Raw genomic sequence first — 21,069 nt, forward strand, 5'->3', positions numbered from 1 at the left:
CGGAGTACCCACATGCAATTTCAACGGAAGAGCCTGGTCCTGATGGCCGCTGTCGCCTCGCTGTTCGCGAGCGTTTCCGCGCGTGCCGACTGGGTCCAGTCGACCGATCCCCTGGTTGTGCAGGCCAAGCCTGAAATGAACTCGGTGCAGGCGCAGAATCCTCCTGGCTTCACCTGGGCCCGCCATGCGACCGGTCCGGCCAGCTACGAGGTCGAGATCACGCCGGTGGGCGGCACTCCGACCCGCGCCGTGGTCGAGCGCAACTGGTACCTGCCGACCAAGGCTTTGGCCCTCGGCAACTACACCTGGCGCGTGCGCCCGGTGGGCAGCAACGAATGGTCGACCCCGCGCAACTTCTCGATCACCAGCAAGTCGACCAAGTTCGAGGTGCCGGACAACGCGACGCTGCGCAGCCGCATCCTGTCGAAAGCGCGTCCGCGTTCGCTGCCGTCCTCGGTGACCCCGTTCTCGACCTGGAACTATGCCAAGCGCACCACCCTCGAACCCTACCTGAGCCGCCTCGGCAACGAAGTCAAGGCCCAGGTCAGCGCCGTGCCGAGCCTGTCGGACTCGCGCTGGAACATCGTCATCACCTCGCCGCTGACCGCCGCCATGGCCTCGCAGCAGACCGACGTGCGCCAGCGCATCAACGAAGCGACCCGCCAGATGGAAGCGGCGGCGCTGATGTACAAGCTCAAGGGCGAGAGCCAGTTCCTGACCGAGGCGCTGCGCCGTGGCGACGAACTCGCCGCCCTCAATCCGTCCGGCCCGACCAGCTACGCCAACCAGGACCAGGCCACCCGCCAGATCGCCTGGGGCCTGGCCAAGACCATCGACCTGCTGGGCGGCGCGCTGGACGGCACCCGCAAGGCGCGCTGGCTCGGCGCGATCAAGATCCGCACCACCGAGATCTACAACAACCTGGCCGGCGACAACGGCCGCCTCGACCAGTATCCGTTCGACTCGCATGGCAACACCAGCCTGGTGTTCCTGGTCCTGATCTCGACCCTGACCCTGGGCGACATCCCGGACGCCGAGAAGTGGTTCGACTTCTCCTTCCGCGCCTACGCCCTGAGCCCGAACCCGTGGAGCGGCCCGGAAGGCGGCTACGCCAACGGCACCGCCTATGCCGAGTACGCGGCCGGCTACCTGCTGGCCCTGTGGGACCCGCTGACCCATGCCAGCGGCGTGAACTTCTTCGGCAAGCCCTGGACCCTGGGTTTTCTCGACTTCGCGATGGAATTCACCCCGCCGGGCGCGCGTACCCATGCCTTCGGCGACGCTTCGGAAACCAAGCCGGACCCGCGCGTGCTCCGCGCCTTTGCCACCCGCATGTGGTCGCCGCGCGCCGCCTGGTACGTGAAGAACACCACCGGCATGGAAGACGCGATGTCGCTGCTGCAGGCCGAATACCCGCTGCCGGTCACCTATACCAGCTGGCTGGAAGCGCCCCAGAACTCGGCCTATTACCCGAGCATCGGCTGGGTCGCCATGCACAGCGACCTGGGTTCGAGCGCGCGCATCTCGACCTTCTTCAAGTCCAGCCCCTACGGCTCGTTCAACCACAGCCATGGCGACCAGAACGGCCTGCTGCTGTCGATCGCCGGCCAGCCGATGCTGGTCAAGGCCGGCTGGTACGACTGGTACGGCTCGCCGTACTGGACCGACTGGTACCACCAGACCCGCTCGCAGAACGCGATCACCTTCGACGGCGGCAAGGGCCAGATGGTGACCGGCTACCGCGAGCAGCTGCAGCGCAACGGCAGGATCACCGCCTTCACCGCCCAGCCGACCTATGACTATGCCGAAGGCGATGCCACCCCGTCCTATGGCGGCCAGCTGACCATGGCCAAGCGCCAGGTCTGGCACCTGCGCAATGCCGGCAACGCCATTCTGGTGCGCGACCGCCTGTCCAGCACCGTGGCCCGCACCTACGAGTGGAACATCCACACGCCGGTGATCATGACGGTCGAGAATGCCCAGAACGTCAAGATCGTGGCCGGCGGACAGTCGCTGTGCCTGCGTTCGCTGAACGGCGACGCCAGTTTCGCCAAGTGGATCGGCCCGGGCGCCAAGACCAACGTGATCGAAGACCACGGCGCCTTCTACCTGAAGGCCAATGCCAACACCACCGCCGAGTACCTGGTGCTGCTCGACGTCGGCTGCAAGAAGCCGGCCGTGAACATCTCGACCTCGGGTTCGGTGCGCACCGTGACGGTGGGCGGCCAGTCGGTGACCATCAACTAGATGTAAGCGGGCGCTGTTCCCCCTGCGTGCCATGCTAGACTCGGCGCGCGGCACAAGTCCCCTGCGGCCCACGCCGCAGGGGACTTTTTTCATTGGCGGTCGCCAAGGCGGGAGAGAGTGATGAAGCAGGTATTCCTGATCTGTGCGCACAAGGACGTCGAGCAGCTCAATGCGCTGGTCGAGGCCTTGTCCGACCCCGACTTCACGGTCTACGTCCACCTCGACCGCAAGAGCGCGCTCGACCCGGCCGACCTGCATCGCGCCGCGCGCCAGGTGGCGCCGCGCATCGACGTGCGCTGGGGCGGCTTCTCGCAGGTAGAGGCCACCCTGGTGTCGCTGCGCCAGATCCTGCGCGAGCAGCCCGACTTCGACAAGCTCGTCTTCCTCTCGGCCCAGGACTTCCCGCTGCTGCCCAACGCCCTGCTCAAGCGCGAACTCGTTCGCTTGAAGGAGCATGAATTGCTGGAGACGGCGCCGATCCGCCCGGGCGGCTGGAACGTCGACTTCCGCTACCAGTTCTTCTACCGCGAAGGGGGAGGGCAGCTGGAGCGCCTGGCCTGCGGCCTGGCCAACCGCGTCCTGCGCGCCACCGGGCGCCGCCGCCGCATGCCGGACGGCTTCGCGCCGCATGGGGGATCGTCCTGGTGGGCCTTGTCGCGCGGCTGCGTGGCCGAGGTGCTGCGCCTGCTCGACGCCCACCCGCGCCTGACGCGCTTCATGCGCACCGTCCAGTGCCCCGACGAGATGCTGTTCCAGACCCTGGTCATGCATTCGCGCTTCGCCGACCGGGTACTGTCCGATAACTTCCGCTACGTGCAGTGGCCGGAACAGGGGGCGCGCAATCCCAAGGTCCTGGACGCCGGCGACTTCGAGCGCATCCGCGCCTCGCATGCGCATTTTTGCCGCAAGCTGGACAGCCAGGCCAGCGCGGCGCTGCTGCCGCAGCTGGTGCAATGGAAGGAAAGCCGTGCCGCCGCCTGAGGAGTCCGGCCATCCAGACGGGACGCCGCGGCGCGGATCCCAGAAGGTCATCTACGCCGCGATCGTCGCCAACCTCGGCATCGCGACCGCCAAGTTCATCGTCGCCGGCATCACCGGCAGCGCCGCCATGGTGGCCGAAGGCATCCACTCGGCCGTGGACACCGGCAACGAATTCCTGCTGCTGCTGGGCGAGCGGCGCAGCAGCCGCCCGGCCGACCGCAAGCATCCCTTCGGCTATGGCAAGTCGCTGTATTTCTGGGCCCTGATCGTGGCCTTGTCGGTGTTTTCGCTGGGTGGCGGGCTGTCGATCTACCATGGACTCGATGCGCTGGAAAACCCGCCGCCGCTGGAGGACCCGTTGTGGAACTATGTCGTGCTGGGCGTGGCCGCCGTGTTCGAAGGCTATAGCTGGAACGTGTCGCGCAAGGCCCTGAATGCCGTGCGCAAGCCGGGAACGACGCTATGGCAGGCGGTCCGCGCCAGCAAGGATGCCTCGGTCTTCACGGTCTTCATCGAGGATTCCGCCGCGCTGCTGGGCCTGGCGATCGCCGCGCTCGGCATCGCGCTGGGGCATTACTTCGACAATCCTTACGCCGACCCGGCCGCTTCGATCCTGATCGGCCTCCTCCTGATCGGCGCGGCCATCATGCTGGCGCGCGAAACCGGCGCCCTGCTGGTCGGCGAGAGCATCGACCGCGACCAGCTGGCGGCGCTGTATGCGCTGTTTCGCAGCGAGCCGGCGCTGGACAGCGTGAGCAGCCTGCGCACCATGCAGATGGGACCCGAGGAAGTCCTGCTGGCGGCGTCGGTGCAGTTCCGGCGCGGTATGCGCATCGACGAGGTAGAACAGGCGATCGCCCGGATCGAGAGCGCGGTCGCCAGTGCGCATCCGGTGATCCGCCAGATTTATTTCGAGGCCTCGGCGCTGCGCACGTCGATGCGCTGAAGCGCGCAACGCCGCCTTTTTGCCCCCGGGTGTGCTGTAGCGCACATAAGCGTGCCGCGCCCGAGCCGTGCTCGCCAGCGCCTGCGCTAGAATCGGCTGGCCTCGCTCATCCTGAGAACCGTATGCGCAAGCCCCTGTCCATCGCCTTCATCGTCCGTGATCCCCTGCCGCCGCTGCGTGCCGACCTGGCGACCCTGTTCGGCGCCGAGATGCCGCGCTACGGGGTGAACACCGAACTGGTGGGCCAGGCGGGCAGCGAGGCAGGCAGCCCATGGCCGGCCGGGGGCATGCACACGGTCGGCAGCCTGAAGTCGCGCTTCGCCGCGATCATGTCGCCCGTATGGGACTTGCGCGGCCTGCTGCGCGCCCGGCGGCGCGGGCGGCCGGACTGCATCCAGGTGCGCGACAAGATCGCTTCCGGCCTGCTCGGGCGGATCGCCGCCGCTGTGCTGCGGGTCCCTTTTGTTTACTGGATGTCCTTCCCGATCGTCGAAGGCTTCGAGGTGCGGCGCGACGAGATCGGCCGCCGCGGCAAGGGGCTGCTGTGGTTCGGCCATGCCCTGCGCGCCTGGGCCTCGCGCTTCGTCATCTACCGCCTGGTGCTGCCGGGCGCGCGCCACATCTTCGTGCAGAGCGAGGCCATGGCCGACTGGATGGCGAACCAGGGTTTCGAACGCGCGCGCATGACCGCGGTGCCGATGGGCGTCGATGCGGGCCTGTTCGACCGCGACAGCGTCGAGCCGGTGATCGATCCGCGCCTGGACGGGCGCCGCGTCATCCTGTATCTCGGCCGCATCGCCCAGGCGCGCCGCTCGGACTTCCTGCTGGACGTGGCCGAGCGGCTCAAGGACAGGTTTCCCGACCTGCTCCTGGTGATGGCCGGCGACGCCGCCTCGCACGACGAAATGGCCTGGATGCGCGCCCAGATCGCGCGCCGCGGCATCGAACGGCACGTGCTGCTGACCGGCTGGCTGCCCCAGCGCACCGCGCTCGGCTATGCGGTACGGGCCGAGGTCGGGCTCTCGCCGATCCCGCGCAGCACCCTGTTCGACGTCTCCTCGCCGACCAAGCTGGTGGAGTACCTGGCGCTGGGCATCCCCAGCGTCGCCAACGACATCCCCGACCAGCAACTGGTCATCGACGAGAGCAGGGCGGGCCTGTGCGCCCCGATGGAAGCGGCGCCGTTTGCCGCTGCGGTCGAGCGCCTGTTGCAGGACAAGGCGCTCGCCGCCGAGTTGGCGAAACGTGGTCCAGCGTACGTAAGAAGCAACCGGACCTATGCTATTCTGGGTCGGATTGTTGCAGAAACGTACACAAAAATCCTGCCGCGCCAGAAGTGATTCGGCAACACTTCGGTCCGCCAGGCATCGTATCGTGCGCTTCCTGGAGTAAATACCGTTGTACTATCCAAAACAATTTCTAATCTGCAAATACGTTTGCAGGGACCTGAAGGAAAGGCACATGGCATGAACCGGGCATCGGCACCAGCAGCGCCAGCGGCGACGCACGCGTCGCCCAAAGTGCTCATGCTGGGCACCGAGCCTGGCGGACGCGGCGGTGTTGCCACCGTGGTCTCGCTGCTGCGCCAGAACGGCCTGTTCGAGCGCGAAGGCGTCTGCTACGTGCCGACCCATGCCGAAGGCAGCCGCGCCGTCCGGATCGGCGCCGCCTGCAAGGGCTTGCTGCGCACCCTGGCCTGCCTGGCGCGGCGCCCCGACGTCGTGCACGCGCACGCGGCCTCGAACGGCAGCTTCGCGCGCAAGTCGGTGCTGCTGGCCCTGTCGCGCGCGCGCGGCGCCAAGACCGTCTTTCACCTGCATGGCGCCTGCTTCGACCGTTTCATCGAGCGCTCAAGCCCGCTGCAACGGCGCTGGATCCGCCACACGCTCGAGAAGAGCTCGGTCGTCATCGCGCTCTCCAGCCGCTGGGCCGCGTACCTGGCGAGCTTCGCGCCGCGCGCCAACATCGTCGTGATCCCGAACTCCGTGCCGCTGCCGCCTCCGGCACAGGAAGCGCCCGAGCCGGGCCGCATCCTCTTCCTGGGCCAGGTCGAGCCGCGCAAGGGCATCTACGAACTGCTCGAAGCGCTCGCGCTGCTGCGCGCACGCTTTCCCCATGTCCGGCTGGCGATCGGCGGGCAGGGCGAGCTGGAACAGGTGCAGGGCCGCGCCGCGGCCCTGGGCGTGGCCGACCTGATCAGCGAGCTGGGCTGGGTGACCGCCCAGCGCAAGCAGGAGGAACTGGCGCGTGCATCCATCTTCTGCCTGCCTTCGCATGCCGAAGGTTTGCCGATGGCCCTGCTGGAGGCGATGGCGGCCGGCAAGGCGGTGGTCAGCACCGGCGTCGGCGGCATTCCGGATGCGCTGCGCGACGGCGACAACGGCTTGATGGTCGAGCCGGGGAATGTGGCATCGCTGGCGGCCGCCCTTGGCAGGCTGCTCGGCGACGAAGCCGAGCGTCGGCGCCTGGGCGCGCGCGCCCGCGCCACCATCGAGCAGGAATTCGAGTCCGGCGTCGTGATCGGACAACTATCAGCGGTGTACCGGCAACTGCGCCAAAGCGCAACTGCCTGAGAGCATCGCGACCAACTTCGCAAGGCGAGGGGAGAGCTATGAACGCAACAGGAAGCTTGGGTTGGCTGGTGAACCGGCTGCGCTGCATGTCGGTGGCCGAAGTGGGCTACCGTGTCCGCCAGGCGGCCGCGACCAGGATGGGCCGGCGCATGGCCGGCCGCACGGCGCCCGCGCCGCTGCCGCGCGCCCGCACGCTGGCCGTGCATGGGGCACCCACCCTGGATGGCGCCGAAATCGAGGCCCTGCTGCTCGATGCCGACCGCATCTGCGCCGGCCACGTGGTGCTGTTCGCCGAGCGCCGCTTCGACGTCGGCGTGCCCACTGCCTGGAACCGCGATCCCGACACCGGCGTCGTCGGCCCCTCGGTGTATGCCGGCGACATCGCGATCACCAACCGCGAGCTGGTCGGCGACATCAAGCACGTGTGGGAGCTGAACCGCCACCTGCACCTGGTGCGCCTGGCCCAGGCCTGGGCCTTGACGCGCGATTCGCGCTGGCTGCATGCGCTCGAACAGCAGCTGCGCAGCTGGCTGGAGCAATGCCCGCCGCTTACCGGTCCCAACTGGACCAGTTCGCTGGAACTGGGCATCCGCCTGATCAACTGGAGCCTGGTATGGCAGCTGGTGGGCGGCGAGAACAGTCCGCTGTTCGAGGGCGAGTCGGGCCAGAAACTGCGCGCCGACTGGCAGGGCAGCATCCATGCCCACTGCCGCAGCATCGCGCGCCACCTGTCGCGCCACTCCTCGGCCAACAACCACCTGATCGGCGAGCTGGCCGGCCTGTACGTGGGCGCCAGCACCTGGCCGTGCTGGAAGGAGTCGGCCGACTGGCTAGAGCAGGCGCGCCGCGAGCTCGAACGCGAGGCCGTGCTGCAATTCTCGCGCGACGGCGTCAACCGCGAGCAGGCATTTGCCTACCACATCTTCTCGAGCGAATTCCTGTTCGTCGCCGGCCTGATGGGCCAGGCCTGCGGCCAGCCTTTCCCGCGCCCCTACTGGGCCTCGCTGCAGCGCGCGCTGCGCTTCCTGCGCTCGGTGCGCGACGTGGGCGGCAACGTGCCGGCGGTGGGCGATGCCGACGACGGCTGCGTGTTCCGCCTCGACGCCTCCGGCATGGACCGCGCCGCCCAGCTGCTGGCGCTGGGCGACACCGTGTTCGGGGCCCACGCCGACAACCATCCCGGCGTGCGCTGGCTGCTGCACGCGCTGCCCGGCCCGCGCCCCGACTGCGACCCGCACGAGGTCGACAGCGGCTGGGCCTTCCCGGACGGCGGCTACCTCCTGTTCGGCAACCATTTCGGCGAGCACCAGGAAATCAAGGGCATGCTCGACTGCGGCCCGCTCGGCTACCTCGGCATCGCCGCCCACGGCCATGCCGACGCGCTGGCGATGACGCTCTCGGTGGCCGGCGAGGAATGCCTGATCGATCCCGGCACCTATTCCTACTGGCAGGATCAGAAGTGGCGCGACTACTTCCGCGGCACGTCAAGCCACAACACGGTGCGCATCGACGGCCAGGACCAGTCCGTCAGCGGCGGCCGCTTCATGTGGCTGCGCAAGGCCCAGGCGCACATCGAACGCATGCCCAGCAGCCCGGGCGACTTCGATTTCCGCGGCTCGCACGACGGCTATACCCGCCTGTCGGACCCGGTGCGCCACATGCGCAGCGTGCGCTTCGACGGCGCCAGCAACACCCTGACCGTGCGCGACGAGGTCTCGGCGCGCAAGCAGCACAAGGTCGAGCTGTTCTGGCACTTCGCGCCCGAGCTCGACGTGCGCCTGACCAGCCATGGCCTGTCGGTGCGCGGCAAGCGCTTCGTGCTGCAGATGGGTGTCAGCGGCGCCGACCTGCAGCTGGAACTGGTGCGCGGGGCCGAGAACCCGCCGCTCGGCTGGTGCTCGCGCACCTATGAATCGAAGCGGGCTTGCGAAGTACTTCGTATCACGACGGTATCGTCCGCCGTCCCTGTCGAATGCAGGTTTACAATAACGTTCCTGCATTAACAAAAAGTTATCATTGGGAAAACCGCATGAACGCACAGACCCCGCATAGCACGCCGGCCGGCCAGGACCGCATCACCCTGATGGGCTGCCAGGTCGACAACCTGACGATGGAAGAAACCTTGGGCAAGGTCGAAGGCTTCATCGGGTCCGGGTTGCCACACCAGCACGTGGTGGTCAACGTCGACAAGCTGGTCAAGGCCAGCCGCGACCCGGAACTGCGCAGCATCATCAACGACTGCGCGCTGGTCAACGTGGACGGCATGCCGGTGGTGTGGGCCTCGCGCCTGCTCGGCAAGCCGCTCAAGGAGCGGGTCGCCGGGGTCGACCTGTTCGAGGCCCTGATGCGGCGCGCGGGCGAGAAGGGGTGGCGCGTGTTCCTGCTGGGCGCGCGCGAGGAAGTCGTCAGCAAGGTGGCCGAAACCTATACCCGCAAGTACCCGGCGCTCAGGCTGGCGGGTTACCGCAACGGCTACTGGAAGGGCGAAGAGGAAGAGCGTGCGGTGGCGGAGCAGATCCGTCTAAGCAATGCCGACCTGCTGTTCGTGGCGATCAGTTCGCCCAAGAAAGAACAGTTCCTCGGTAAATACCAGGCCCATATGCGGATTCCGTTCGCGATGGGTGTCGGCGGCACCTTCGATGTCGCCATCGGCAAGGTGAAGCGGGCCCCGCTGTGGATGCAGAAATCCGGGCTCGAGTGGTTCTACCGCTTCCTGCAGGAGCCGCGCCGCATGTTCCGGCGCTACTTTATCGACGACATGGCTTTCATCAAGCTGTTTTTCAAGGAAGCATGGTCGACCAGCCGGGGCAGGCAAGTCAAACAAGGATAGCGCGACCGCAGAAGCCGCGCGCGCAAGAATACAAAAAGCCCCAAGACAAGAACGGACGGAGACCGCATCATCGACCCTGACCGCCCCATGGCGGCCGGCGCAGGTGTCGTGCGTGGGTTTTCGGGGCAGCGGTGATATGCTACGCCATTGATTGCCACATTATTAATACATTTTATATATCACAGAGAGAAACACAATGAAGATCCTGGTTACTGGCGGTATGGGCTACATCGGCTCGCATACCGTCGTCGAGCTGCAGAACGCGGGCCACGACGTGGTGGTGGTGGACAACCTGTCCAACGCGGTCGCATCGGTGCAGGAGCGTGTGCAGCGCATCACGGACAAGCCCTTCGTCTTCGAAAAAGCCGACATCCGCGACCGCGCGGCGATGGAGCGCATCTTCGGCCTGCACAAGGTCGACGCCGTGATCCATTTCGCCGGCCTGAAGGCGGTCGGCGAATCGGTGGCGCAGCCGCTGCGCTACTACGACAACAACGTCAACGGCAGCGTGATCCTGTTCGAGACGATGGCCAAGTTCGGCGTGCAGACCATCGTGTTCTCGTCCTCGGCCACCGTGTACGGCGACCCGGCCTCGGTGCCGATCCGCGAAGACTTCCCGCTCTCGGCCACCAATCCCTACGGCCGCAGCAAGCTGATGATCGAAGACATCCTGCGCGACCTGTCCAAGGCTGAACCGGGCTGGCGCATCGCGCTGCTGCGCTACTTCAACCCGGTCGGCGCCCACGAGAGCGGCCTGATCGGCGAAGAGCCGAACGGCATCCCGAACAACCTCGTTCCCTACATCGCCCAGGTCGCCAACGGCCAGCGCGAGAAGCTGTCCGTGTTCGGCGGCGACTACCCGACCCCGGACGGCACCGGCCTGCGCGACTACATCCACGTGGTGGACCTCGCGATCGGCCACGTGAAAACCCTCGATCGCCTGGCCAAGGAACCGGGCATCGTCACCTACAACCTTGGCACCGGCCGTGGCAACAGCGTGCTGGAAATGGTGCGCGCCTTCGAGCAGGCCTGCGGCCGCCCGATTCCCTACCAGATCGTCGAGCGCCGCCCCGGCGACGTGGCCCAGTGCTACGCCGACCCGGCCAAGGCGCGCGAAGAGCTGGGCTGGACTGCCGAGCGCGACGTCGCCCAGATGTGCGCCGACGTGTGGCGCTACCAAACCACTGCCAAGTAAGCACAGCCAAACAACCCATATGTAAAGGACGGTCTGATGAAAGCCATGATTCTCGCTGCAGGCAAGGGCACGCGTGTGCGTCCGCTCACCTATGACCTGCCAAAACCCATGATTCCATTGCTGGGCAAACCGGTGATGGCCTACCTCGTCGAACACCTGAAAAAGCATGGCGTGACCGAAATCATGGTCAACGTCAGCTGGCTGCACGAAAAGATCGAGGAATACTTCGGGGAAGGCCACCAGTTCGGCGTCCAGATCGGCTACTCTTTCGAGGGCTACATCAAGGACGACGGCGAAGTCGTGCCCGAGCCGATCGGTTCGGCCGGCGGCATGAAGAAGATCCAGGAATTCGGCGGCTTCTTCGACGACACCACCATCGTGCTGTGCGGCGACGCCCTGATCGACCTCGACCTGAAGGCCGCGCTGCTCGAGCACCGCCGCAAGGGCGCCATGGCCACGGTCATCACCAAGGAAGTCCCGTGGGACAAGGTCTCGTCCTATGGCGTGGTGGTCACCGACGCCCAAGGGCGCATCACCGAGTTCCAGGAAAAGCCGAGCGAAGCCGAAGCCAAGTCCAACTTCATCTCCACCGGCATCTACATCTTCGAGCCGGAAGTCATCGACCTGATTCCTTCCGGGGTGCCGTTCGACATCGGTTCCGAACTGTTCCCGCTGCTGGCCGAGCGCGGCCTGCCGTTCTATGCCCAGGGCCGCCCCTTCAACTGGCTCGACATCGGCACCATGAGCGACTACTGGGAAGTGCTGCAGACCGTGCTGACCGGCGAGGTCAACCACATGGACGTGCCGGGCATCCAGATCGAGCCGGGCGTCTGGACCGGCCTGAACACCAGCATCGACTGGGAAGGCACCACCATCGAAGGCCCGGTCTACATCGGTTCCAACGTCAAGATCGAAGCCGGCGCCCGCATCGTCGGCCCGACCTGGATCGGCCACGGCAGCCACATCTGCGAAGGCGCCGAGGTCGTGCGTAGCATGTTGTTCGAATACACACGGGTGTTGCATGATGTAACATTGCATGAAATGATCGTTTTCAAAGACTACAGTGTCGACCGCAAGGGCGAGATGAAGCATGCCTCCGAGTACTCGTCGCAGGAATGGCTGAATGCGCGCGATCGCCGCCGTTCGGTCCGCAAGGAAATTGACGGCGTCGCCCAGAACGCCATTCAAAAGATCAAAGAGAAAGTTAGCGCATGAAAATTTATCCAGTCATCCTCTCCGGCGGCGCCGGTACCCGTCTGTGGCCGTTGTCGCGCGCCGTGCTGCCCAAGCAGCTGCTGCCGCTGGTAGCGGACCGGACCATGCTGCAGGAAACTGCGCTGCGGGTGGCCGAATGGCCGGGAGTGATGGCGCCGCTGGTCGTGTGCGGCAATGACCACCGCTTCATGGTGGCCGAACAACTGCGCGAGATCGGCATCACCCCGCTCGGCATCCTGCTCGAGCCGGTCGGCCGCAATACCGCCCCGGCGGTGGCCGCGGCCGCCCACTACCTGAAGTCGATCGACCCCGAAGCGCTCATGCTGGTGCTGCCGGCCGACCACGTGATCGAAAACGGCGCCGCCTTCCGCGACGCGGTCGAACGCGCCGTCACGCTGGTGGGCCAGGGCGCCCTGGCCACCTTCGGCGTCGTGCCGAAGACCCCGGAAACCGGCTACGGCTACATCCGCCGCGGCGAACAGGTCGCCGGTTGCGGCGAGTGCTACAAGGTGGCGCGCTTCGTCGAGAAGCCGGATGCCGCCACCGCGCAAGGCTTCCTGGACGAGGGCGGCTACTACTGGAACAGCGGCATGTTCATGTTCCATGCCGAGCGTTTCCTGCAAGAGCTGCAGCAGCATGCGCCGGCCATTGCCGAGGCTGCCGAGAAGGCCGTCAGCACGGGGTATCGCGACCTCGACTTCTGCCGCCTGGAAGAAAAGGCGTTCTCGGACAGCCCGTCCGATTCGATCGACTACGCGGTGATGGAAAAGACCCGTGACGCCGCCGTGGTGCCCGCCGACATCGGCTGGAACGACGTCGGCTCCTGGTCGGCGCTGTGGGAAGTGCAGCCGAAGGATGCCAACGGCAATGCCCAGCGCGGCGACGTCTACCTCGACGGCGTCAAGAATTCGCTGGTGCGCGCCGAATCGCGCATCGTGGCCGTGGTCGGCGTGGAAGACCTGGTCGTGGTGGAAACCCAGGATGCGGTGCTGGTCACCCACAAGGACCAGGTGCAGCGCGTCAAGCAGGTGGTCGACCACCTCAAGTCCAAGGCGCGTACCGAGCACCTGCACCATACGCGGGTCTACCGCCCATGGGGACACTACGAGGGCATCGATGCGGGCGACCGCTTCCAGGTCAAGCGCATCACCGTCAAGCCGGGCGAGAAGCTCTCGCTGCAGATGCACCACCACCGCGCCGAGCACTGGGTCGTGGTGTCGGGCACCGCGCGCGTCACCTGCGGCGAGAAGGTCTGCCTGCTGTCGGAGAACGAATCGACCTACATCCCGATCGGCGTCACCCACCGCCTGGAAAACCCGGGCAAGCTGCCGCTGGATCTCATCGAGGTGCAGTCCGGCAGCTACCTCGGCGAGGACGACATCGTCCGCTTCGAGGATATCTACCAGCGCGCCTGACAGCCTGCGTCATAGCGCCGCGTCCGCTTGCATAGCGGAACCGTGCGAACCCCTTGCGGAACGCGGGCATACAATGCCCGCAACTGAACCGAGCGAGGGGGCATCCATGAAAACAATGCTTGCGGCATCGGGCCTGGCCCTGACCATGACCCTGGGTCTGGCCGCGCCGGCCGCGCATGCCCAGAACGGCACGCCGCTGCTGGACCTGACCCTGTATGGCCAACTCGAGCGCTGGCTCGGCGCCGGCCCGCTGGACCTGCGCAACATCTATACCCGCGAGCAGGGCCACAATTCGCGCGACTTCCATGCCGCCGCCGACGGCGCCGGCATGAACTTCACGCTGATGCAGGTCACCAACGACTTCGGCCAGAGCTGGGTCGTGGGCGGCTACAATCCGCAGAGCTGGTCGTCGACCGACGGCTGGCACGAAACGCCGCGCGACTGGCAGCGCACCGCCTTCATCTTCAACTTCACCGACGCCAAGCTGTGGCGCCAGGTCCTGTCCGACGACATCCTGCCCAACCGCGGCCTGCGCCAGACCTTCAACGAACCCAACCATGGCCCGACCTTCGGCGCCGGGCCCGACCTGTTCGTCAACGACCGCCTGAATGCCGCGCTGTCCTGGCAGGTGAGCTATGGCGACGGACTGTCCGAGGGCACCAGCATCATCGACGGCAGCACCGGCGGCCAGCTGTTCCGGATCGACGCCCTCGAGGTGTATTCGATCTCGCTGGTGCCGGAACCCGGCAGCACGGCGATGTTCATCGGCGGCCTGGGCGTGCTGGGCTGGGCGGCATGGCGGCGCCGCGCCGCCGCGGTCCCCGCCGGCAAGACGCGCAAGCCTTGAGGAGCAGGCTGCGGATCCTTGCATGACGTTTTGGCAAGCTGTGGCATGATGGTGGCGGAGCCCGGCTCCGCCATTCGTCCACCTTGCGACCATCCATGCGACTGAACCTGCCAACCGCCTGGCGTGCGCCTTTGCGCGCCATCTTTGCCTGCTGCCTTGCCGCTGTCCTCCACGCGCCGGCCGCCCATGCCGCCGTGTCCGCTCTCAAGCCCGAGCAACTGGCCATCGTCATCAATGACGCGGATCCGAACAGCGTCGCCGTCGGCGCCTACTACCGCAAGCGCCGCGACATCCCGGCGGCGAACGTGGTGCACGTGCGCATTCCCGGCAAACCGAAGTCGATCAGTCCCGCCCAGTTCCGCCTGTTGAAGGAAGAGATCGACAGCCAGCTCAGGCCCGGCGTCCAGGCGGTGCTGATGGTCTGGACCGCGCCCTATGCGGTGGACTGCAATGCGATTACCGGCGCCTACACCCTCGGCTTCGACGGCGGCCAGTGCGCCAAGACCTGCGCGCCCGGCCAGCCCAGTCCTTATTTCAACAGCAAATCGGCACAACCCTTCAGCGATCACGGGATGCGCATCTCGATGCTGCTGCCCACCGAGTCCGTACAGCAGGCGAAAGCGCTGATCGACCGCGGCGTCGCGGCGGGCTTTCGCACCGTGCCGGCCACCGCCTACTATCTTGCCACCTCGGAAAAGGCGCGCAACACCCGCGTCGGTTTCTTCCCGCGTCCCGGCCGCATCCCCGGCCGCCGCCTGTCCACCCGCGTCATGCAGGCCGACGTGCTGGAAGGGGTGAAGGACGTGCTGGTCTACCAGACCGGCATGGCGCATGTTGCCAAGCTCGAGACGCTCGGCTTCGTGCCCGGCGCCCTGGCTGATCACCTGACCTCGCTGGGCGGCGACCTGCTCGGCAGCAGCCAGATGAGCAGCCTGCGCTGGCTCGAAGCCGGCGCTACCGCGAGCTACGGCACCGTCAGCGAGCCCTGCAACCACTGGCAGAAATTCCCCAATCCTTCCGTCCTGCTGCGCCATTACCTGAGCGGCAACAGCGCCATCGAAGCCTACTGGAAGAGTGTTGCGTGGCCAACACAGGGTCTCTTCATTGGTGAGCCCCTGGCGGCGCCATACCGTTCCCGCTGAAACCAGGCTCTTTCCTATGGGAGATGGGGCTATGCACACTCCCATTCCTTCCCCATGCGCGTGTTGCAAAAAAGATGACAAAAAATATTGTCATCAGGATGTAAATTTATTCATTTAATATCAATTTTGCTAATGATAAATTGCATTCTGCTAATGCATTTCCCCTTAAACACGTAGCAGGACACTTCTTCAGGGATCCCATGACCAAGTACGCCGCATTGCCCCTTTCTCCTGGCCGTCTCACCGTGCTGGCGGGTTTGCTCGCCTGCCTGTCGGTGCCGGCGTTCGCCGAATCGCCCAACGTCGTCATCAGTCAGGTCTATGGCGCCGGCGGGAATGGCACCAACGTCGCTACCTACAGGCACGACTTCATCGAGCTGTTCAATCGCAGCGGCGCCACGGTGGATATCGGTAACTGGAGTGTGCAGTACGCATCCAGCGGTGGAAGTTCCTGGCAGGTGACGCGCATCCCGGCCGGCACCTTGCTCGAGCCGGGTCAGTATTTCCTGGTCCGTCAGGCGGCAGGCAGCGACACCACCAGGCCGGAGACCCCGTCCGACCTGAACGGCAGCATCTCAATGGCCGCCAGCGCCGGCAAGGTGGCGCTGGCGAACAGCACCACCGCCCTGAGCGGCACCAAGCCGGCCAGCGCAGCGCTCGTCGACCTGGTCGGCTACGGCAACGGCACGGTCGGATTCGAAGGCGATGCGCCGACCGCCAGCATCGGCAATGCCACGTCGGCCTCGCGCCTGGGCAACGGTTGCCAGGATAGCGACCAGAACGGCGCCGACTTCAGTGTCGGCGCGGTTGTCCCGCGCACCAGCACCAGCCCGCGCCACCAGTGCTCGCCGAGCGGTCCGGTCGCGGAGCCGATCGTTGCGAGCTGTCCGGCGGGCCTGCAGGTCCAGCAGGGCAGCGGCGCTTCGGCGCTGCTGTCGGCCAGCGACAAGGACAGCATTGTCAACAATGCCGTGATCGCCTCGGGCGCCACATCCGGCATCGTGCTGGCCGGCCTGGCGCCGGCCGCCGGCATCGGCGGCAGCGCCACTGTGACCCTGCAGGTCGACGCCGCGGTCGCGGCCGGCAGCTACCCGGTCAAGGTCAGCTTCACCAACAACGACAGCCAGGAGGCGAGCTGCACGGTCACCGTGAGCGTGGCCGGCCAGCTCAGCATTCCGAAGATCCAGGGCAGCGGGGCGACCAGCCCCTACGCCGGCACCGTGCAGTCGACCGAAGGCGTCGTGACGGCCCGGCTGGGCAACAGCCTGTTCGTGCAGGACCCGGTCGGCGACGGCGACCCGACCACCTCGGACGGCATCTACGTCTTCAACAACAATGCCGCGCTGGTCAACGGCATCAATCCGGGCGACCGCGTGCGCGTCAGCGGCAAGGTCACCGAATACCGCCCAAGCGGCGCCAACCGTAGCTATACCGAGCTGACCGAGATCGCGCCGGTCGTCAAACTGGCCAGCGGCCAGTCGGTGACGCCGACCAATATCGAACTGCCCAATCAGGACCTGGCGCGCTTCGAAGGCATGCTGGTGCGCTTCGTGACCGACCTGACCGTCAACCAGAACAAGTACCTGGGCGACCGCGGCGAACTGACCCTCGCCTACGGCCGCCGCGAGAACCCGACCAACCGCTATCCGGCCGGTTCGCCCGAAGCGGCGGCGCTGGCCCAGCAGCATGCGGCCAACGAGATCGTGCTGGACGACGGCATCTTCACCGCCCCGGCCGTCATTCCCTACCTCGGCGAGGACAATACCGTGCGCGCCGGCGACACGGTAAGCGGCCTGACCGGCGTGCTCGACTACGGTTCGATCGGCGGCGGCGGCGCGGCCTTCAAACTGCAGCCGACCGAAGCCCCGCGTTTCTCGCGCACCAATCCGCGTCCACTCGCGCCGACCCTGCCGGCCGGCGTCAAGGTCGCCAGCGCGAACGTGCTGAATTTCTTCACGACGTTCACCAACGGCGGCGACGCCTGGGGCCGCACCGGCCAGGGCTGCACGATCGGTGCGCGCACCTCGGCCAGCGAGTGCCGCGGCGCCGACAACATGGCCGAGTTCCTGCGCCAGCGTAATCAGATCGTGGCCTCGCTCAAAAGCCTGGATGCGGACGTCGTGGGTCTGATGGAAATCCAGAACAACGGCGACGTTGCCGTCAACTACCTGGTCGAGCAGCTCAATGCCGCGATCGGCCAGCCGGTCTATGCAGCCGTGCCGGCGCCTGCCGCTACCGGCACCGACGCCATTCGCGTGGCCATGATCTACAAGCCTGCCGTGGTCTCGCTGGTGGGCGGCGCGCTGTCCGATGGCGACCGCATCAACAACCGTCCGCCCATGGCCCAGACCTTCAAGGCCGGCAACGGCGCCAGGTTCTCCGTGGTCGTCAACCATTTCAAGTCAAAGGCCAGCTGCAGCGGCGCCAGCGGCGGCGACCTCGATCCGGGCAACGGCCAGGGCTGCTGGGATACCACCCGCGTCAACCAGGCGGCACGCCTGGCGGATTATTTCATCCCGCAAGTGGTGCAGGCCGCAGGCGACCCCGACGTGCTGGTGATCGGCGACCTGAACGCCTATGCCTTCGAGAATCCGATCAACCTGCTGACCGGCAGGGGCTTCGTCAACCAGATCGAACGCTTCGTCCGCCCGCTCGGCATGCCGTATTCCTATGTGTTCGATGGCCAGGCCGGCTACCTCGACCACGCGCTGGCCAGCGCTTCGCTGAGCCCGCAGGTAGCCGGTGCAGCCGAATGGCACAACAATGCCGATGAGCCGGAGCACATCGACTACAACCTGGGCGACACCGAGCAGGATCCGTACCGCGAAGGGGCCTACCGCGCCTCGGACCATGACCCGGTGGTCGTCAGTCTGGCGCTCACTCCGGCCTTCAGCGATGTCACCGCTTCGGTCGACGTGGCCCAGAGCGGCCTGACGATGAACCGCGCCACCCTGAAGTACACCGGCAAGATCACCTTCACCAACACCGGCGCCGCAGCGCTGGCCGGGCCGCTGCGTTTCGTACTGCAGGGCCTCACCGATGGCGTCACGCTCGACGGCGCCGCAGGCACGTTCAACGGTGCGCCTTACGTCACGCTGCCGGAATCGCTCGCCCCGGGCGCCAGCATCACCGTGACCACCACGTTCAGCAACCCGTCCAAGAAGGCGATCGGCTACACGCCGAAGCTGTACTCGGGCACGTTCTAATTAAAACCAGGGAAAGCACAACATGAACAACTTCAAGAACTTCTTCCTGCGCGCACTGTTGGCGCTGGCTGTCCTGAGCGCGGCTCCCGCCGCGCTGGCGGGACCGATCTACCGCGTCACCCTGAACACCGGCTGGGCCGGCCAGGCCGGCTTCCTCGACATGAGTTTCGGCGGCCTGATCGGCGCCGGCAGCTCGGTGGCGCGCGTTTCCAACCTGCAGGGGAACTTCGACGGCGCGCTTGATCCGTATTTCGAGCCGGATGACGGCCTCGGCCTGGGCAGCGAGCGCGCCAACGGCAGCCGCGCCGGCGGCTTTACCCTGGTGGCCGGCGACACGCTGGCCCTGGTCAGCCAGGCGGTGACCTTCGGCGACAGCTTCAGCTTCGACCTGCAATTCGATATCGCAGGGAGCGGCCTGGCCTCGGACTTCGCGATTGGCCTGCTCGACCTGGACTTCGCTCCGCTGACCTGGGGCGACGCAGCCTTGGTTTTCACCATCACGCCGGCCGGCGCGGTGAGCTTCATCGGCGCTGAACTGGCCCAGGTGCAGATCATCAATGAAGTGCCGGAGCCGTCGGACTGGGCTCTGGTGCTGACCGGCCTGTTCCTGATCGGCGCGATGCGCCGCATGCAGGCACGCCGCTGAACCCTTTTCAGGGCTCTGAACACCTGCCGGCAGGCAGGTGTTCTTGTTTAGGACGTGGGATTGCCTGACGAGGAAACGGGCGGCACCGGCTGCGCCGCCGCGGGGGAGGGCGGGTCGATCAGGACTGGGTCAGGCCATTGCCTTCGGCCGCTGCGCGGCGCATGGCGTCGATGCGGTAGGCTTCGGCGTTGCCGTCGATGATGCGCAGGCTGCGGCAGCCTTCGGCGGCGCAGTCCGGGACCGGGTTGTTCGGGCCGGTGGCGGCGGCAACGGCCGGGCCGGTCGACACGGCAGTGGACTGCGGGACGGTAGCAGCTGTGGCGACGCCCAGGTCGCTCTGGACTGCCGCGCCGAGCGTCATTGGGGTCTGGGTCTCCTGCTGGCCCGCGCCGCAGGCGGTCAGGAGGGCGGTCAGGGCGATGGCGGAGAAAGTACGGAAGGAGATGTTCATGGTCTGTCTGTTGAGCAAGCTCGTCTGTAACGAATCCTATTGTAGTGAGTAAATTTTTCCAGTGCTCAATTATTTTCGTTAGTGAACAGCAAATATTAAGATTTAGAAACAGAAATGCGCGAAGTTGGCGGGTTTTGGCGACAGTTCGTACATCTGTTTTTAAGGAAATAAAAAGTTCTTGTGGGAAATTGATGTTCTGCGGCAACGATTGAGTGTTGCTGTGCAACGACGTGTCCTCGCTTTTCCGGTCATCGTGGCCAGCCGGGCCATGCGTGCAGGGATTCGCTTGACCACATGTTGGCAAGCAGGGAAGATGAACGTATGCGAAAACTCATCCTTATCTTCCTGCTCGCCTGTTCCGCCTGCGCCAGCCAGGCCCAGGATCCCGGCCGCAAGGCCATTCCGGCGCCGGCAGGCGCCAGCGCCGGCGGGGCTAGCGGCGGCGACACCCTGGCGCGCCTGCGCGCGCTGGCCGGGGGCGGCGCCTGCACCGAGTCCGGCCAGTGCCGCACCCTGCCGGTCGGGGCCATGGCTTGCGGCGGTCCGGAGGGCTACCTGCCGTATTCGATGTCGGGCACCGACGAGAAAGCCCTGCGCGCCCTGGGCGAGCAGTACCAGGCCGAGCGTCAGGCCGCCAACAAGGCGGGCGGCATGATGTCCATCTGCCGCCACCTGCCCGACCCGGGGGCGGTATGCGTCAGCGGCAGCTGCCAGCTGGGGGCAGCGGCGCCGGCGGCGGCGCGCTGAGCGCCGCGCAGCGCTCGCGCAAGCGGGAGGCGCCGCGTGGCTGCAATCGTGGCTGTCGATGGCAAAAAATAAAGAAATGTTGTCTTGGCATCGAGCGCCGTGTTAGCCTTCCATGCCAAGGTTTTCGTATGTGCAATAGGAGTCGGTCGATGCATTTAGTATTGGAACAGCATGCCGGACAGCGGGCCGCGCCGCGCCGCGCGCGTGGCGCCCAGGCAGGCTTCACCCTGCTTGAACTGCTGGTGGTGATCGTGATCATCGGCCTGCTCGCAGCTTATGTCGGCCCCAAGTATTTCTCGCAGCTCGGCAAGTCCGAAGTGACGGTGGCGAAGGCGCAGATCGACGCCTTCGACAAGGCGCTCGACACCTACCGCCTCGACGTCGGCCGCTACCCCAGCGCGGAGGAAGGCCTGAATGCCCTGATGGCCGCGCCGCCGAGCGCGGGCGCCAAGTGGAACGGCCCCTACCTGAAGAAGGGCGTGCCGCAGGATCCCTGGGGCCGTCCGTTCCAGTATCGTTCGCCGGGCAGCAAGGGTGAATACGAAATCCTGTCCCTCGGTAAAGATGGCCAGCCGGGCGGCACCGGCGACAATGCCGATATTTCGTCGAACTGAACGCGTCTTGCCAG

17 protein-coding genes are annotated in these 21,069 nt (G+C 66.3%); 16 read left to right on the plus strand and 1 reads right to left on the minus strand.

Annotation, left to right across the window (positions count from 1 at the left end; genetic code table 11):
• Nucleotides 1-12: 12 nt before the first annotated feature.
• The 14 genes from MasN3_RS08650 to MasN3_RS08715 all read left to right on the plus strand — a co-directional run bounded on the left by MasN3_RS08650 (nucleotide 13) and on the right by MasN3_RS08715 (nucleotide 19,243).
• Entirely contained in the window at nucleotides 13-2,247 is a 2,235-nt protein-coding gene (locus tag MasN3_RS08650) for a DUF4962 domain-containing protein (RefSeq protein WP_281913565.1), read from the plus strand.
• Between the two features lie 120 nt (nucleotides 2,248-2,367).
• On the plus strand, nucleotides 2,368-3,228 hold the full coding sequence (locus MasN3_RS08655; protein WP_281913566.1) for a beta-1,6-N-acetylglucosaminyltransferase: 861 nt from the start codon (nucleotides 2,368-2,370) through the stop codon (nucleotides 3,226-3,228).
• Nucleotides 3,215-4,174, plus strand: a complete 960-nt coding sequence (locus MasN3_RS08660) for a cation diffusion facilitator family transporter (RefSeq protein ID WP_281913567.1) — start codon at nucleotides 3,215-3,217, stop codon at nucleotides 4,172-4,174. Before MasN3_RS08655 ends, MasN3_RS08660 begins: the two co-directional genes overlap by 14 nt.
• Nucleotides 4,175-4,296: 122 nt before the next feature.
• On the plus strand, nucleotides 4,297-5,514 hold the full coding sequence (locus MasN3_RS08665) for a glycosyltransferase (protein WP_281913568.1): 1,218 nt from the start codon (nucleotides 4,297-4,299) through the stop codon (nucleotides 5,512-5,514).
• Nucleotides 5,515-5,640: 126 nt separating this feature from the next.
• On the plus strand, nucleotides 5,641-6,747 hold the full coding sequence (locus MasN3_RS08670; protein ID WP_281913570.1) for a glycosyltransferase: 1,107 nt from the start codon (nucleotides 5,641-5,643) through the stop codon (nucleotides 6,745-6,747).
• A gap of 38 nt (nucleotides 6,748-6,785) precedes the next feature.
• Nucleotides 6,786-8,750 (plus strand): heparinase II/III family protein, encoded by a 1,965-nt coding sequence (locus MasN3_RS08675; protein ID WP_281913571.1) that lies wholly within the window; start codon nucleotides 6,786-6,788, stop codon nucleotides 8,748-8,750.
• A gap of 26 nt (nucleotides 8,751-8,776) precedes the next feature.
• Nucleotides 8,777-9,577 carry a WecB/TagA/CpsF family glycosyltransferase gene (locus MasN3_RS08680; RefSeq protein ID WP_281913572.1) on the plus strand — a complete coding sequence of 267 codons (801 nt, stop codon included), beginning with the start codon at nucleotides 8,777-8,779 and terminating at the stop codon, nucleotides 9,575-9,577.
• Between the two features lie 196 nt (nucleotides 9,578-9,773).
• Entirely contained in the window at nucleotides 9,774-10,772 is a 999-nt protein-coding gene (gene galE / locus MasN3_RS08685) for a UDP-glucose 4-epimerase GalE (protein WP_281913573.1), read from the plus strand.
• A 36-nt stretch (nucleotides 10,773-10,808) separates the two neighbouring features.
• On the plus strand, nucleotides 10,809-11,987 hold the full coding sequence (locus MasN3_RS08690; protein ID WP_281913574.1) for an NDP-sugar synthase: 1,179 nt from the start codon (nucleotides 10,809-10,811) through the stop codon (nucleotides 11,985-11,987).
• Nucleotides 11,984-13,402, plus strand: a complete 1,419-nt coding sequence (locus tag MasN3_RS08695) for a mannose-1-phosphate guanylyltransferase/mannose-6-phosphate isomerase (protein WP_281913575.1) — start codon at nucleotides 11,984-11,986, stop codon at nucleotides 13,400-13,402. The genes MasN3_RS08690 and MasN3_RS08695 overlap by 4 nt, the downstream gene beginning before the upstream one ends.
• A gap of 106 nt (nucleotides 13,403-13,508) precedes the next feature.
• A complete protein-coding gene (locus MasN3_RS08700) occupies nucleotides 13,509-14,249 on the plus strand; it encodes a PEP_CTERM-anchored TLD domain-containing protein (RefSeq protein WP_281913576.1) in 741 nt (246 codons plus the stop codon).
• 95 nt (nucleotides 14,250-14,344) lie between these two features.
• The gene (locus MasN3_RS08705; RefSeq protein ID WP_281913577.1) at nucleotides 14,345-15,391 is read left to right on the plus strand and encodes a TIGR03790 family protein; all 1,047 of its coding nucleotides are present in this window, start codon (nucleotides 14,345-14,347) and stop codon (nucleotides 15,389-15,391) included.
• 200 nt (nucleotides 15,392-15,591) lie between these two features.
• Entirely contained in the window at nucleotides 15,592-18,597 is a 3,006-nt protein-coding gene (locus MasN3_RS08710) for an ExeM/NucH family extracellular endonuclease (protein ID WP_281913579.1), read from the plus strand.
• A gap of 22 nt (nucleotides 18,598-18,619) precedes the next feature.
• Nucleotides 18,620-19,243: an NF038129 family PEP-CTERM protein gene (locus tag MasN3_RS08715; RefSeq protein ID WP_281913580.1), complete on the plus strand. Its 624-nt coding sequence runs from the start codon at nucleotides 18,620-18,622 to the stop codon at nucleotides 19,241-19,243.
• A 118-nt stretch (nucleotides 19,244-19,361) separates the two neighbouring features.
• Here MasN3_RS08715 and MasN3_RS08720 read toward each other — a convergent pair whose 3' ends face one another.
• Nucleotides 19,362-19,694 carry a hypothetical protein gene (locus tag MasN3_RS08720; protein WP_281913581.1) on the minus strand — a complete coding sequence of 111 codons (333 nt, stop codon included), beginning with the start codon at nucleotides 19,692-19,694 and terminating at the stop codon, nucleotides 19,362-19,364.
• Nucleotides 19,695-20,015: 321 nt separating this feature from the next.
• Between MasN3_RS08720 and MasN3_RS08725 the strand changes: the two genes are divergently transcribed.
• Both MasN3_RS08725 and gspG read left to right on the plus strand, forming a co-directional pair.
• The gene (locus MasN3_RS08725) at nucleotides 20,016-20,441 is read left to right on the plus strand and encodes a hypothetical protein (RefSeq protein WP_281913582.1); all 426 of its coding nucleotides are present in this window, start codon (nucleotides 20,016-20,018) and stop codon (nucleotides 20,439-20,441) included.
• Between the two features lie 149 nt (nucleotides 20,442-20,590).
• Nucleotides 20,591-21,055 carry a type II secretion system major pseudopilin GspG gene (gspG, locus tag MasN3_RS08730; RefSeq protein WP_281913584.1) on the plus strand — a complete coding sequence of 155 codons (465 nt, stop codon included), beginning with the start codon at nucleotides 20,591-20,593 and terminating at the stop codon, nucleotides 21,053-21,055.
• The last annotated feature ends 14 nt before the right edge of the window (nucleotides 21,056-21,069 follow it).

Origin of the sequence: Massilia varians (assembly GCF_027923905.1) — a bacterium.
GTDB classification, from domain to species: Bacteria; Pseudomonadota; Gammaproteobacteria; order Burkholderiales; family Burkholderiaceae_D; genus Telluria; species Telluria varians_B.

Coding starts and splice junctions, on each gene's coding strand:
- MasN3_RS08655 (WP_281913566.1), top strand. CDS start 2,368: ATGAAGCAGGTATTCCTGATCTGTGCGCACAAGGACGTCGAGCAGCTC.
- MasN3_RS08715 (WP_281913580.1), top strand. CDS start 18,620: ATGAACAACTTCAAGAACTTCTTCCTGCGCGCACTGTTGGCGCTGGCT.
- MasN3_RS08675 (WP_281913571.1), top strand. CDS start 6,786: ATGAACGCAACAGGAAGCTTGGGTTGGCTGGTGAACCGGCTGCGCTGC.
- MasN3_RS08670 (WP_281913570.1), top strand. CDS start 5,641: ATGAACCGGGCATCGGCACCAGCAGCGCCAGCGGCGACGCACGCGTCG.
- MasN3_RS08680 (WP_281913572.1), top strand. CDS start 8,777: ATGAACGCACAGACCCCGCATAGCACGCCGGCCGGCCAGGACCGCATC.
- MasN3_RS08720 (WP_281913581.1), bottom strand. CDS start 19,694: ATGAACATCTCCTTCCGTACTTTCTCCGCCATCGCCCTGACCGCCCTC.
- MasN3_RS08665 (WP_281913568.1), top strand. CDS start 4,297: ATGCGCAAGCCCCTGTCCATCGCCTTCATCGTCCGTGATCCCCTGCCG.
- MasN3_RS08690 (WP_281913574.1), top strand. CDS start 10,809: ATGAAAGCCATGATTCTCGCTGCAGGCAAGGGCACGCGTGTGCGTCCG.
- MasN3_RS08725 (WP_281913582.1), top strand. CDS start 20,016: ATGCGAAAACTCATCCTTATCTTCCTGCTCGCCTGTTCCGCCTGCGCC.
- galE (WP_281913573.1), top strand. CDS start 9,774: ATGAAGATCCTGGTTACTGGCGGTATGGGCTACATCGGCTCGCATACC.
- MasN3_RS08695 (WP_281913575.1), top strand. CDS start 11,984: ATGAAAATTTATCCAGTCATCCTCTCCGGCGGCGCCGGTACCCGTCTG.
- MasN3_RS08705 (WP_281913577.1), top strand. CDS start 14,345: ATGCGACTGAACCTGCCAACCGCCTGGCGTGCGCCTTTGCGCGCCATC.
- MasN3_RS08650 (WP_281913565.1), top strand. CDS start 13: ATGCAATTTCAACGGAAGAGCCTGGTCCTGATGGCCGCTGTCGCCTCG.
- MasN3_RS08700 (WP_281913576.1), top strand. CDS start 13,509: ATGAAAACAATGCTTGCGGCATCGGGCCTGGCCCTGACCATGACCCTG.
- MasN3_RS08710 (WP_281913579.1), top strand. CDS start 15,592: ATGACCAAGTACGCCGCATTGCCCCTTTCTCCTGGCCGTCTCACCGTG.
- gspG (WP_281913584.1), top strand. CDS start 20,591: ATGCATTTAGTATTGGAACAGCATGCCGGACAGCGGGCCGCGCCGCGC.